Source organism: Thioclava electrotropha (assembly GCF_002085925.2).
Classification (GTDB): Bacteria; Pseudomonadota; Alphaproteobacteria; order Rhodobacterales; family Rhodobacteraceae; genus Thioclava; species Thioclava electrotropha.
Window position 1 is genome coordinate 1 of sequence record NZ_CP053562.1, and the last position, 11,777, is coordinate 11,777.

The 11,777-nt window shown below is 62.9% G+C and carries 14 protein-coding genes; 9 read left to right on the forward strand and 5 right to left on the reverse strand.

The window, feature by feature from the left end; translation table 11 throughout:
* The first annotated feature begins 55 nt into the window (after positions 1 to 55).
* The 5 genes from rfbC to AKL02_RS00025 are packed head-to-tail and all read left to right on the forward strand — an operon-like array spanning position 56 to position 4,153.
* Positions 56 to 496 (forward strand): dTDP-4-dehydrorhamnose 3,5-epimerase, encoded by a 441-nt coding sequence (rfbC, locus tag AKL02_RS00005; protein ID WP_408648104.1) that lies wholly within the window; start codon positions 56 to 58, stop codon positions 494 to 496.
* On the forward strand, positions 493 to 1,530 hold the full coding sequence (gene rfbB, locus AKL02_RS00010; RefSeq protein WP_083079523.1) for a dTDP-glucose 4,6-dehydratase: 1,038 nt from the start codon (positions 493 to 495) through the stop codon (positions 1,528 to 1,530). The genes rfbC and rfbB overlap by 4 nt, the downstream gene beginning before the upstream one ends.
* Positions 1,527 to 2,372, forward strand: a complete 846-nt coding sequence (rfbD, locus tag AKL02_RS00015) for a dTDP-4-dehydrorhamnose reductase (protein WP_198453234.1) — start codon at positions 1,527 to 1,529, stop codon at positions 2,370 to 2,372. The genes rfbB and rfbD overlap by 4 nt, the downstream gene beginning before the upstream one ends.
* Entirely contained in the window at positions 2,372 to 3,238 is an 867-nt protein-coding gene (gene rfbA / locus AKL02_RS00020; protein WP_083076756.1) for a glucose-1-phosphate thymidylyltransferase RfbA, read from the forward strand. Before rfbD ends, rfbA begins: the two co-directional genes overlap by 1 nt.
* Before the next feature lie 6 nt (positions 3,239 to 3,244).
* Complete coding sequence (locus AKL02_RS00025) at positions 3,245 to 4,153, forward strand: glycosyltransferase (protein ID WP_083076752.1); 909 nt, start codon at positions 3,245 to 3,247, stop codon at positions 4,151 to 4,153.
* A 4-nt stretch (positions 4,154 to 4,157) separates the two neighbouring features.
* Here AKL02_RS00025 and AKL02_RS00030 read toward each other — a convergent pair whose 3' ends face one another.
* Both AKL02_RS00030 and AKL02_RS00035 read right to left on the reverse strand, forming a co-directional pair.
* Complete coding sequence (locus AKL02_RS00030; RefSeq protein ID WP_083076749.1) at positions 4,158 to 4,796, reverse strand: ChrR family anti-sigma-E factor; 639 nt, start codon at positions 4,794 to 4,796, stop codon at positions 4,158 to 4,160.
* Complete coding sequence (locus AKL02_RS00035) at positions 4,793 to 5,524, reverse strand: sigma-70 family RNA polymerase sigma factor (RefSeq protein ID WP_332836456.1); 732 nt, start codon at positions 5,522 to 5,524, stop codon at positions 4,793 to 4,795. Before AKL02_RS00035 ends, AKL02_RS00030 begins: the two co-directional genes overlap by 4 nt.
* A 46-nt stretch (positions 5,525 to 5,570) precedes the next feature.
* On the opposite strand from AKL02_RS00035, the gene AKL02_RS00040 reads away from it, so the two are divergent.
* From AKL02_RS00040 to AKL02_RS00055, 4 genes are read left to right on the forward strand one after another with little or no spacing between them, the layout of a single operon-like run.
* Positions 5,571 to 6,881 (forward strand): NAD(P)/FAD-dependent oxidoreductase, encoded by a 1,311-nt coding sequence (locus AKL02_RS00040; protein WP_083076742.1) that lies wholly within the window; start codon positions 5,571 to 5,573, stop codon positions 6,879 to 6,881.
* The gene (locus AKL02_RS00045) at positions 6,878 to 7,630 is read left to right on the forward strand and encodes a DUF1365 domain-containing protein (protein WP_083076739.1); all 753 of its coding nucleotides are present in this window, start codon (positions 6,878 to 6,880) and stop codon (positions 7,628 to 7,630) included. The genes AKL02_RS00040 and AKL02_RS00045 overlap by 4 nt, the downstream gene beginning before the upstream one ends.
* Positions 7,630 to 8,793, forward strand: a complete 1,164-nt coding sequence (locus tag AKL02_RS00050; RefSeq protein ID WP_083076788.1) for an SAM-dependent methyltransferase — start codon at positions 7,630 to 7,632, stop codon at positions 8,791 to 8,793. The genes AKL02_RS00045 and AKL02_RS00050 overlap by 1 nt, the downstream gene beginning before the upstream one ends.
* 1 nt (position 8,794) lies before the next feature.
* Positions 8,795 to 9,361, forward strand: a complete 567-nt coding sequence (locus AKL02_RS00055) for a DUF3833 domain-containing protein (RefSeq protein WP_083076736.1) — start codon at positions 8,795 to 8,797, stop codon at positions 9,359 to 9,361.
* On the opposite strand, the gene mtgA is transcribed toward AKL02_RS00055, so the two are convergent.
* From mtgA to AKL02_RS00070, 3 genes are all read right to left on the reverse strand, one after another.
* Entirely contained in the window at positions 9,362 to 10,108 is a 747-nt protein-coding gene (gene mtgA, locus AKL02_RS00060; protein ID WP_083076732.1) for a monofunctional biosynthetic peptidoglycan transglycosylase, read from the reverse strand. It abuts the gene before it with no gap.
* Between the two features lie 31 nt (positions 10,109 to 10,139).
* A complete protein-coding gene (locus AKL02_RS00065; protein WP_083076729.1) occupies positions 10,140 to 11,057 on the reverse strand; it encodes a Hint domain-containing protein in 918 nt (305 codons plus the stop codon).
* A 129-nt stretch (positions 11,058 to 11,186) separates the two neighbouring features.
* Entirely contained in the window at positions 11,187 to 11,762 is a 576-nt protein-coding gene (locus AKL02_RS00070; RefSeq protein ID WP_165756944.1) for a DUF1269 domain-containing protein, read from the reverse strand.
* Positions 11,763 to 11,777: the final 15 nt, after the last annotated feature.

Sequence of the window (11,777 nt, forward strand, 5' to 3'; positions counted from 1 at the left end):
TTCGCCGAGCTATTCGGCGAAGCGCTTTGCCGAGGCAGGGATCGAGATCGATTTCGTGCAGGACAACCATTCGGTCTCGGAGACCGTGGGCACGGTGCGCGGGTTGCATTTTCAGGCCCCGCCCCATGCGCAGGCGAAGCTGGTGCGCTGCGGCCGTGGGCGGCTCTGGGATGTCGCGGTGGATATCCGCAAGGGCAGCCCGACCTATGGCCAGTGGTTCGGCACGGAGCTGAGCTTCGAGAATGGCAAGCAGCTGCTGATCCCGGCAGGCTTTGCGCATGGGTTCGTCACGCTCGAGCCGGGCACCGAGATCGTCTACAAATGCTCGGATTACTACGCGCCCGAGTGTGAGGGCGCGATCCGCTGGGACGACCCGGATCTGGGCATCGACTGGCCGCTTTCCGCAGGAATAGAGCCTGTTTTGTCCGGTAAAGATGCCGAGGCGCCGCTGTTTGCCGGGCTCAAAAGCCCCTTCACCTGGGAGGGCGCAGTATGAAGATCCTCGTCACCGGCGGCGCAGGTTTCATCGGCTCCGCGGTCGTCCGTCTCGCCGTCTCGCGCGGCCATGAGGTGGTGAACCTCGACGCGCTGACCTATGCCGCCTGCCTCGAGAATGTCGCGCCCGTCGCCGACAGCCCGCTTTATGCTTTCGAGCAGGCCGATATCCGCGACCCCGAGGCTTTGACGGCGATCTTCGCCCGTCACAGGCCCGACGCCGTGATGCATCTCGCCGCCGAAAGCCATGTGGATCGTTCGATCGACGGCCCCGGCGCCTTTATCGAGACGAACGTGATGGGCACCTACAACATGCTGCAGGCGGCGCGTGCCTACTGGGAGGGTGAAGGCCGCCCCGACAGCTTCCGCTTCCATCACATCTCGACCGACGAGGTCTATGGCACGCTCGGCGCAACGGGCCAGTTCACCGAAGAGACGCCCTACGCCCCGAACAGTCCCTATTCCGCCTCGAAAGCGGGCTCGGACCATCTCGTGCGCGCCTGGCACGAGACCTATGGCCTGCCGGTCGTGCTCACGAACTGTTCGAACAATTACGGCCCCTATCACTTCCCGGAAAAGCTGATCCCGGTCGTGATCCTGAACGCGCTCGCGGGCAAGCCGCTGCCGATCTATGGCGACGGCTCGAACGTGCGCGACTGGCTCTATGTCGAAGATCACGCCGATGCGCTGCTCTTGGTGCTGGAGAAGGGCGCCTTGGGCCGCAGCTACAATATCGGTGGCGAGAACGAGCGGTCGAATCTCGAGCTGGTCCAGACGATCTGCACCATTCTCGACAAGCTGCGTCCGGGCGATGCGCCCTATGCCGATTTGATCACCTTCGTCACCGACCGCCCCGGCCACGATGCGCGCTACGCGATCGACCCGACCCGCATCCGCGAGGAGCTGGGCTGGCGGCCGAGCGTCACCGTTGAAGAGGGGCTCGAGCGCACGGTGCGCTGGTATCTCGAGAACGAGGATTGGTGGCGCCCGCTGCTGGAGCGGCACGGTGTCGGTGAAAGGCTGGGCAAGGCATGATCCTCGTCTTCGGACAGACCGGCCAAGTCGCGCAGGAGCTGCAGCGCCTCGTGCCCGATGCGGCGTTTTTAGGCCGGAATAGGGTCGATTTGCGTGATCCCGGCGCCGCAGCTGAGGCGATCCGGGAAGCCAAGCCCGAGGCCGTGATCAACGCAGCGGCCTATACCGCCGTTGACAAGGCCGAAGAAGAAGAGGCGCTCGCCCAAGTGGTCAACGGTGACGCGCCCGCGGCGATGGCCGAAGCCTGCCGCGACCTTGGCATCCCGTTCGTTCACATCTCCACCGATTACGTTTTTGACGGCTCGGGCGAGGCGCCGTTCAAGCCGACCGACCCGACCGCTCCGCTTGGCGCCTATGGCCGCACAAAGCTCGCCGGCGAAGAAGCGATCCGGGCTGCGGGTGGCCCCTTCGCCAATCTGCGCACCAGCTGGGTCTTCTCGGCCCATGGCGGGAACTTCGTGAAGACGATGCTGCGCCTGTCGGAAAGCCGCGATCGCCTGACGATCGTGGCGGACCAAATCGGCGGGCCGACGCCGGCGAAGGCAATTGCCGAGGCCTGCCTGACCATCGCGAAGGAATTGCAGCGCTCGCCTGAGAAGAGCGGCGTTTACCATTTCTCAGGCTCTCCCGATGTAAGCTGGGCAGGCTTCGCGCGAGAGATCTTCGCGCAGGCCGGGCGCGGCGTGACGGTGGAGGATATTCCCACCGCCGATTATCCGACGCCTGCGAAACGGCCGCTCAATTCGCGGCTCGACTGCAGTGATCTGGCCGTGTTCGGCCTGACGAGACCCGATTGGAGATCGGGATTGGACGAGGTTTTGACCGAATTGGGGGCGAAGTGATGCGCAAGGGGATCATTCTGGCGGGCGGCTCGGGCACGCGGCTCTATCCGATCACGATGGGCGTCTCGAAGCAGCTTCTGCCGGTCTATGACAAGCCGATGATTTACTATCCGCTGACGACGCTGATGCTGGCGGGCGTTCGCGAGATCGCGGTGATCACGACGCCGCATGATCAGGAGCAGTTCATCCGCACGCTCGGCGATGGCAGCCAGTGGGGGCTGAACCTGACCTATATCACCCAGCCCTCGCCCGACGGTCTGGCGCAGGCCTATCTGCTGGCCGAGGAGTTCCTCGCGGGCAGCCCTTCGGCGATGGTTCTGGGCGACAATATCTTCTTCGGCGCCGGGCTGGGCGAAATCCTCAAAGCGGCGAATGCGACCACGGATGGCGGCACCGTCTTCGGCTACCGCGTCCGCGACCCCGAACGCTACGGCGTGGTAGATTTCGACGAAAACGGCACCGTGCGCGCGATCATCGAGAAGCCCGAAGTTCCGCCCTCGCAATTCGCGGTGACGGGTCTCTATTTCCTCGACGAGACCGCGCCCGAACGCGCCAAGACGATCACGCCTTCCGCCCGTGGCGAGTTGGAGATCACCTCGCTTTTGGAAACCTACCTGCATGACGGTGCGCTCTCGGTCACGCAGATGGGCCGGGGCTTCGCCTGGCTCGACACCGGAACGCATGGCAGCCTGCTCGACGCGGGCAACTTCGTCCGCACGTTGGAGGAGCGGCAAGGCCTTCAAAGCGGCTCGCCCGACGAGATCGCCTTCGAGAAAGGCTGGATCAGTGCAGACGCACTCGCCGACCGGGCAAAGAAATTCGGCAAGAACAGCTATGGCGAATACCTGCTGCACCTGATCGAGTAAGCGACCGTGGCGCGGGTCACGATCCTGATGGCGACATGCGATCCGGGTCCGGAACTGCGCGATCAACTGGAAAGCCTCGCGGCGCAAACCCATCGGGATTGGCTTCTGATCGTCGGGGACGACAGCCGAACCGACGCCGCGCATAACGTCTTGGCGGAGTTTGCGCGCAGCCATGATGTTCAGATCGTGAGAGGCCCGCGGATCAGCGCGGGAGGGAATTTTCTGTCTCTGCTGCAGGGGATCGACAGCGCGCAGCAGGATTACATCGCCTTTTGCGATCAGGATGATGTCTGGCTGCCGGATCGGCTTGCACGCGGGATTGCCGCATTGGGCGAGGGGGAGGCTGCGCTCTATTGCAGCCGGACTTGGGTTTGCGACGCCAATCTGGAAAACCAACGCCTTTCCGCCCGACACACGCGCCCACCGTCGTTTCGCAATGCGCTGGTGCAGAATATCGCGGCGGGAAACACCATTCTCCTGAACCCAGCCGGGGCCGAACTGGCCATCTCGGCGGCACGCGAACTGCAGGCCGCGCCGCGCCATGACTGGTGGCTCTATCAGCTGTTCACAGGGTGCGGCGCGCGGGTCATTTATGATGCGGAGCCCACGCTTCTCTACCGCCAACACGGCGGTAATGCGGAAGGGGCGAACGTCACAATGCCTGCCAAGCTCTCGCGGCTCGGGCGCATGCTGTCCGGCGATTGGCGGTGCTGGATCGACGATCAATGTGCAGCTCTCACTGCATCGGCGCATCGGTTCACGCCCGAGAACCAAGACATTTTTGATCGCTTCAAGAGGATGCGCGAGGCGGCGTTTTCGACCCGTCTGAAAGAATTCGCCCGGCTGAGGCTCTATCGGCAAAGCCGGGCGGCTACGCTTGCCCTTTGGATCGGGGCCGTGTTTCGGCGTATTTAGGGTCTTAAATTCGGAAGATCGGCTGCAGCAAGCGCGGCAGAAGGCCCTTGAACTTCAGCGGCGCATCGGTGGCGGCGATGCAGATGCAGACATCCTCCATCCCCGCGATCGGCGTGTGATCGAGATCGTCATTCGCCACTTCCACATCGCCGACGCCAAAGCGGCCGGTTTCGTCCGAGAAGGACCCCTGCAGAACCAGCGTCAGTTCCAGCCCGCCATGGGTGTGATCCGGCACTGCCATTCCCGGCGGAATATACAGGAGCCGGGCCGACCCTTCTTTATCCTCGCTCAGGATCGCTTGCTTGATGCCGCCGCCCAAGGCCCGCCAGCGCGGATTGTCGGCGCCCATCGCCTCGACCACGGCGCCCGGATAAATCCCGGCGCGCGCAGGTTGCTCAGCGACGATCACATCGTCGTCGTCCAGCCCGTCAAACACACGTCGCCGCAAATCGTCGCTGGGGGCCATGCCTTTCAGGTCATCCAGAACCAGCCCGCCCGCCAGTTCCTCTGCTTCGAGCCGTGCGCGACACTCGTCGCACTGGCTCACATGCGCCGCCACGACCAGCGAGAACGCATGACCGAGCGAGCCGGTCGCGTAGGACCGTACCAACCAATCGGGCAAATGATGCGTAATCTCGGTCATTCTTCTCTCAGATCCCTTAACTCGTGTCTAAGCTTCTCCAGCGCCAGCCGGATCCGCGATTTAATCGTCCCAAGTGCGAGACCTGTCGCCTCGCGTATTTCGGCCTGTGTGAGTTCCCCCACATAGGCCCGCTCGATGATCTCGCGCTGCGCTTCCGGCAGTGCCTCGATCGCTTGACGCAGCTGCGCCGCTTCCTGTTCCAGCCCGATCGCCGCATCGGCCTCTCGGGTTTCCCGCGTCTCGGCCTCGGCGATCAGCTCGTCTGGAACGGGCCGGGGCCGTCTTCGGATCACATCAATCTGCCGATTGCGTGCAATCCGGTAAATCCATGCCGAGGCGCGTGCCCGCGTCTCATCGTAAAGATGTGCCTTCCGCCAGATCGTGAGCATCACGTCCTGAACCACATCCTCCGCCGCCGCCGGCGTCATGCCGGAGCGCACCAGCATGCCCTTCAGTCGCGGAGAGAAGTGATCGTAGAGCCGCGCGAAGGCCATTTTGTCACGCTTGTCACGGACGGCCACGAGCCAATCGGTCTGCTCGCAAGCCGCCTCGGGCGTCGGTTTCGCTGATTTCCTGTCGTCCATTCTCTTCCCGGCAAAGGCCTGACCCGCCGCGATTGGCGGGGTCCCTGTGGTGTCGAAGTTGATGGTCGCATCTCTCAGCATGTGACCGATACGCAGCTTATGAGATAGCGGTTCACATGCGATGCGAAAAAACTTCTGATCCAAACGGTAATATGCACCGTTACGCCTTCAAGAGCTTGGGAGAATTCGAATGTCATTTGATGCCCTGCATCCACATGCGCAACGCATCGCGATCATCGGATCCGGGATTTCCGGTCTGGCGGCGGCGTGGCAACTCGCGCCACATAATCGCGTTACCATCTATGAGGCGGAGACGCGGCTTGGAGGGCATTCGCGTACGATCACTGCGGGGCGCAAGGGCGATCAGCCGGTCGATACCGGCTTCATCGTCTTCAATTACGCGAATTATCCGCATCTGACGCGCCTGTTCTCCGAGCTCGATGTGCCAGTCGAAAAATCCGACATGAGCTTTGGCGTGACGATCGATCAGGGCCGCATCGAATATGCTTTGCGCGACCTGAACAGCCTCGTTGCACAAAAGCGGAACCTCGCCCGGCCGGGCTTTCTGCGCATGGTCGCGGATATCGCGAAGTTCAACGCGAAGGCCGTCTCTGTCGCTCAAAGCGATGATGTGACGATCGATGCTCTGCTGGACGAGCTGAACCTGGGCGAGTGGTTTCGGCGCTATTACCTGCTGCCGATCTGCGGAGCGATCTGGTCCACGCCTGCCGATCAGATCGGCGCATTCCCGGCCAAAAGTCTCCTGCGCTTCTTCGAGAACCATGCGCTTCTCTCGGCGACCGGTCAGCACCAGTGGTGGACGGTCTCGGGCGGATCGATCGAATATGTGAAGCGGTTGGAGGCCGCCCTGCGCCTGCGCGGCGTCGAATTCCGCACCGGCACCCCGGTCACCGCGATCGAGCGGCAGCGCAATTCAGTCACTATTTCGGCGGAAAAGGCCCTTCCGGATCAGTTTGACCAGGTCATCATCGCCACCCATTCCGATCAGGCGCTCAAGTTGCTGGCCAAGCCGACCCCAGAGGAACAGGCCGCGCTTTCGGCGGTCCGCTATCAGCCCAACGACGTCTATCTGCATCGCGACGTGGCGCAGATGCCGCGCCGCCGCGCGTGCTGGTCAAGCTGGGTCTATCAAGCCCAGACCCGTGCGAATGAGACGCGGCTTGGCGTGACCTATTGGATGAACAAACTGCAAAACATCCCCGAAAGCGATCCGCTTTTCGTCACGCTGAACCCCGATGCGCCGATTGCCGAGGAGACGATCTACGATCACGAGGTCTTCTGGCACCCGGTCTTCGATCGCGCAGCGATAAAGGCGCAGGGCAAAATCCAGTCGATACAGGGTCTGAATCGGACGTGGTTCGCTGGCGCATGGCTCCGCCATGGTTTCCATGAGGATGGGTTCGCCTCGGCGGTTAGGGTGGCGCGCGAGCTCAATCGCGGGGCGCAGCCGCAGGTCGACTTCGAAAAGGTGCCCGCATGAGCGGCGAGTTCTGCCCCGGTCATACGGTTCATGCGCGGCGGGGCGCGATTTCCCACCAGTTCCGCTATCACGTCGACTACGTGATGATCGATCCCGACGCGCCGGGCCCGTGGCCGCGGTTTTTCTCGCGCCGCGGACGCAACCTCGCGACGGTGCATGACAATGATTACGGCGGGGCGCCCGGTCGCGGCACGGGGGCCGAATGGGTCCGCAAACAGCTCTCGCGTCACGGTGCGCCCGAAATTACGAAGCTACGCCTTCTGACCCAGCCGAAGATCCTCGGGGCCGGGTTCAACCCGGTGAATTTCTGGCTGGCCTATGACGCGCAAGACGACCTGCGCGCCGTGATCGCGGAGGTGAACAATACCTTCGGCGATCGGCACTCCTATCTCTGCGCTACCCCGGAATTCGACCCTATTTCGGCAGAAACCGAGCTCCACGCCGCGAAAATCTTCTACGTCTCCCCGTTCCAGACCATCGCCGGGGAGTATCGTTTTCGCTTCGACATCGGAGTCGAGCACATCCGCATCCGCATCGATCACCGAAATGGCGAGGAGGGCGTTGTGGCCACCCTCGCGACCCAACGCCGCAAACTGACTTCGGCGGCGCTTCTCGGTATGGCGCTGCGCCGTCCGCTCACCCCGATCCGCACGCTGGGCCTGATCTACTGGCAGGCCCTGCGGCTCAAGCTCAAAGGCGCCCGCTACCTGTCGCGGCCCACACCCCCCAGCGAGGAGATCAGCCAATGATGCCTTTCCTGACCAACCGGATCCGCAGCGAATTCCTCGCGACCTGCGAGAAGATCGAGCAGGGGACGCTGCGTCTGCGCCTGCCTGACGGCACCGTGCGCAGTTTCGGTCGCGGGGAGCCGCAAGCCGACATGGAAATCCGCGACTGGCAGGCCGTGGTGGCGATGGCGTCGCGCGGCGATGTCGGGCTGGGCGAGTCTTATATCGCGGGGCTATGGGAGACGTCCTCGATCGAGGCGCTTCTCTCGCTGGCGCTGAAGAACCTCAAGGTCGTGGACGGTTACGCCTATGCGGGCTTCTGGTCGAACCTGAAGTTCCGCCTGATCGACCGGCTGATGCGTGCCAATTCGCTGCGCGGCGCGTCGCGCAACATCCGGGCGCATTACGACGTGGGCAACGAGTTTTACCAGCTCTGGCTGGACGAGGGGATGAGCTATTCCTCTGCGCTTTTCGCGCCGGGCGACAGCGATCTGCACCGCGCCCAGAACCGCAAGCTCGACCGTATTCTCGACCGTATGGGCGATGGGGAACGCGTGCTCGAGATCGGCTGCGGCTGGGGGCATTTCGCCGAACGCGCGGCCGAGCAGGGGCGTCGCGTTACCGGGATCACGATCTCGCCCAGCCAGAAAGGTTACGCCGATGCGCGGCTCGACGGGCGGGCAGATATCCGGTTGCAGGACTATCGCCATACGCCGGGGAAATTCGACCATATCGTCTCGATCGAGATGATCGAAGCGGTCGGCGAGCGCTATTGGCCGAACTATTTCCAAACCGTGAAAGATCGACTGGCGGAGGGCGGTTCTGCGATCATTCAGGCCATAACAGTGTCTGATTCCTACTTTCCGAAATATCGCGAGACCTCCGATTTCATCCGGCAATACACCTTTCCGGGCGGGATGCTTCTGTCCGACGGGGTGATCCGCGTTCAGGCGGCGAAGGCCGGGCTGGCGGTGAAGGAAAGCTTCGCCTTCGGGCAGGACTATGCCGAGACCTGCCGACAATGGGCCACCCGTCTGAAGGAGCGCAGCGCGCGGGCCACCGACCTTGGCTTCGGGCCGGAGTTCCTGCGCAACTGGTCCTATTATCTCGAAGCCTGCGCGGCGGCCTTCGCGGTCGGCCATACCGATGTGGTGCAGGTCCAACTGGCACATGCGAGGGCGTAAAATGTTGTTAAAATTGCTTTTCACCCTCGCGGTTCTGATCCTGGCGGCTGTCTTGATCCGGCATTTCTTCTTCTCATTCCCGGCGCAAAAGTCTGCGGATTATGCGGCCGAGAGCCCGGAATTCGACATTCGCCGGGCGTTCGAGGGCCCTGTCGAGGCACATGGTATGATCTACGGCCCCGACGGTCGCGTCACCTCGCGCTTCCGCGCCGTGATGACAGGGCGGTTCACTAATGAGGGCGGCGTGATCGAGGAGGAGTTCGAATATGCCTCCGGTCGGCGCCAGAGCCGCGCCTGGAATATCCAGTTCGGGCCCAAGGGCGAGATCAGCTCGACCGCCGACGATATCGAGGGGCGCGCCGAGATGGAGCAGTCGGGCAATGCGCTGCGGATGCGCTATCGGCTGCGGTTGCCCGAGGATGCGGGCGGCCACGTGCTCGACGTGACCGACTGGATTTACTTGATGCCGGACGGGACGCTGCTGAACCGGTCGCAGATGCGCAAATTCGGGATCAAGGTCGCGGAACTGTTCGCCGTCATGCGCCCGATGACCGAACCGGCCGAGTGATCACTCGAAGCAGCTTGCGCGCCCGTCCTTCTGGATCGTCGCCGCGCCGTCCATGATCGACTGCGCGCGGCGCGACAGGAAGCTGCCGGGCTTCGCCGCTGAACGGTCCTTCGGGTCAGGCAGGACGCCAGCGATCAACGCGGATTGGCGGGCGCTCAACTTGTCGGGCGTGGTGCGGAAATAGCGATGCGCGGCCGCATCGACGCCAAATGCGCCTTCGTCGAATTCAGCGACGTTAAGATAGATTTCCAAGATCCGCTTCTTGCCCCAGATCGCCTCGGCCAGCGGCGTCATCGACGCCTCAAGCGCCTTGCGCAGCCAGTTTCGACCCTGCCAGAGGAACACGTTCTTCACGGTCTGCTGGGTGATCGTCGAGGCGCCGCGATTGGCGCCATCGTCGATCGCCTTGCGGATCGCGCGCATGTCGAAGCCCCAGTGGTTGCAGAAATTCGCGTCCTCCGCCGCGACGACGGAGCGGGCGAGCACGGGCGCGATATCCTCGATCGGCACCCATTTCTGATCGACTGCGCCAAGACGCTGACGTTCGCTCCACATCGTCCAGGTGGTCGGCGGATTAACGAACTTGAACAGGACCATCAGCACAAGCACCAGCGCAACGAGACCCATCACGCCCCGCAGCGCCCATTTCACGGCGGTGCGGAAAGGTGCGCGCATGCTGCTGGGAACGCTCGATTTCGTGCTGCGTTTGGCGGGTTTGCGGCCCGATTTTTTCTTGCTCTTAGCCATGTGCGTATAAGTCACAGCGTGCCCCGAAGGGTCAAGCGACAAGCAGCGCCAATTCCGGTCCACGCGCGACCTGTCGCGCGGTTACCATGGTTTTGATCGGCGCATCGGACACCCGCTTCCACGCGGTGCGTATTTCGCGCGCGATACCGTGGTCGTCTTCAAGGACGACATTGCCGGGAAACAGGCTCTCGGTCGGCGCGCCCTCGGCCATGAGGATGTGATGACGCGCGAAAAGCAGATGGCGGTACTGCACGCGCGGGCGCGGAGCCACCCGAATGCTATTGCCGTTTACGAGATGCTTGGCGGCGACCAGAACTTCGCTATGGGCGCAGGCGATCTCGGCGCGCCAGCCGCGCAGCAACATCCGATGTTGTTGAGACACGTAAAGAGCGCGTCGATTTCCCATAGCCCCCGGCGCGAACCGGATCGGCGCATAGGCCCCGACGCCGCGACAGACCCGACCACCCGTCCAAAGAAGAGGCTGCGGCCCGTCGTCCTCGGTGATGACAAGATCGCCCGCCTTGAGCCGCTCCACCAGTCGCGGCCCGTCGGGCGTGTCGATCCGCGTCCCGGCGAGGAAGCATTCCGGCCCCAGATCGCCGACCGGCGCTTGGGTGCTCTGTGTGACATAGGTGGAGCTGATGAAGGTCGCGTTGTGGAGGATCGTGCCATCGGACGGCGTGAACACGGCACTTCCGTCGCGCAGGTAGAACGTGTCGCCCGTGATCGTCTCTTGCACGCCGTTCGGACGCTCGATGGTGATCGTGTCGCCACGCCAGACATCGGTGACGCGTTGGCCGTTGATCGTGTCGCGGGCACTGTTGCTGCTGGAAATCCAATTGTCGTTATTCCGATCGACAATTTCATATGTCGTCGGCGAAAGCGCCGTGCCCGCAGCGGGCGGACTGCCCGGATCCATGATGTAGAACTGGTCGTAATAGGTTGCCATTTTTGCTGCTCGAGTAACGTTATTATAAATTATTCGTTACTTGGTAAGCAGAGATCAGGGCGACACAAAGGCGCCTGTGGGCGCAAAGTTAACTACGGGTTAAAGAGTGACATCCCGGTCACAGCGGGGTTAGAGGGCAGAGGGGCCCACCATCCGCGCGAGATTTCCGGTGGCGCCTTCGGTGATTTCCTCGCCGGTAAATGCTGTGGTGCCCCCCGAAGACAGGGCGGATTCGAGCCGCTCGTGGAAATCTTCCGGCAAGGGGATCTGCAGCACGCGGCCGCTCGCGTGGCCTAGGGTCTTCATCCGGTCGAGGACCTCTGCAGCGGTGCCCTTCTTAAGCAAGATGAACACAGCCGAGCCGCCTTGCGGCAGGCTCTCGCCCGCTTCGCGCAGGAAAGAGTCGTTCAATCCCAGATCGGTGAACTTGCCGGACACAGCGCCCGCGCCCGCACCGATTGCCGCGCCGACGACCGGCGACAGGAAGACGAGACCCAGCAGCCCGCCCCAGACAGCGCCACCGATCGCGCCAAGCGCCATCGTGTTGCTGTTTTCATGAACATTAATCTCGCCGCTTTCGTCGCGGGTCACGACAACAATGTCCTGCGACCGGAAAAATCCTTCTCTTTCCAGTGCTCTGAGTTCCTCGCGCGTCGCGAAACCCGCAGCCTCGGTTTCATGCGCCATCACCAACAGTTCGGACATCGTTACCTCCAGACA

Excerpts from the sequence above, each read along its gene's own strand:
- rfbD (WP_198453234.1), top strand. The coding sequence starts at position 1,527 with ATGATCCTCGTCTTCGGACAGACCGGCCAAGTCGCGCAGGAGCTGCAG.
- rfbB (WP_083079523.1), top strand. The coding sequence starts at position 493 with ATGAAGATCCTCGTCACCGGCGGCGCAGGTTTCATCGGCTCCGCGGTC.
- AKL02_RS00050 (WP_083076788.1), top strand. The coding sequence starts at position 7,630 with ATGCCTTTCCTGACCAACCGGATCCGCAGCGAATTCCTCGCGACCTGC.
- AKL02_RS00030 (WP_083076749.1), bottom strand. The coding sequence starts at position 4,796 with ATGACCGAGATTACGCATCATTTGCCCGATTGGTTGGTACGGTCCTAC.
- AKL02_RS00070 (WP_165756944.1), bottom strand. The coding sequence starts at position 11,762 with ATGTCCGAACTGTTGGTGATGGCGCATGAAACCGAGGCTGCGGGTTTC.
- mtgA (WP_083076732.1), bottom strand. The coding sequence starts at position 10,108 with ATGGCTAAGAGCAAGAAAAAATCGGGCCGCAAACCCGCCAAACGCAGC.
- AKL02_RS00045 (WP_083076739.1), top strand. The coding sequence starts at position 6,878 with ATGAGCGGCGAGTTCTGCCCCGGTCATACGGTTCATGCGCGGCGGGGC.
- AKL02_RS00055 (WP_083076736.1), top strand. The coding sequence starts at position 8,795 with ATGTTGTTAAAATTGCTTTTCACCCTCGCGGTTCTGATCCTGGCGGCT.
- rfbA (WP_083076756.1), top strand. The coding sequence starts at position 2,372 with ATGCGCAAGGGGATCATTCTGGCGGGCGGCTCGGGCACGCGGCTCTAT.
- AKL02_RS00065 (WP_083076729.1), bottom strand. The coding sequence starts at position 11,057 with ATGGCAACCTATTACGACCAGTTCTACATCATGGATCCGGGCAGTCCG.
- AKL02_RS00040 (WP_083076742.1), top strand. The coding sequence starts at position 5,571 with ATGTCATTTGATGCCCTGCATCCACATGCGCAACGCATCGCGATCATC.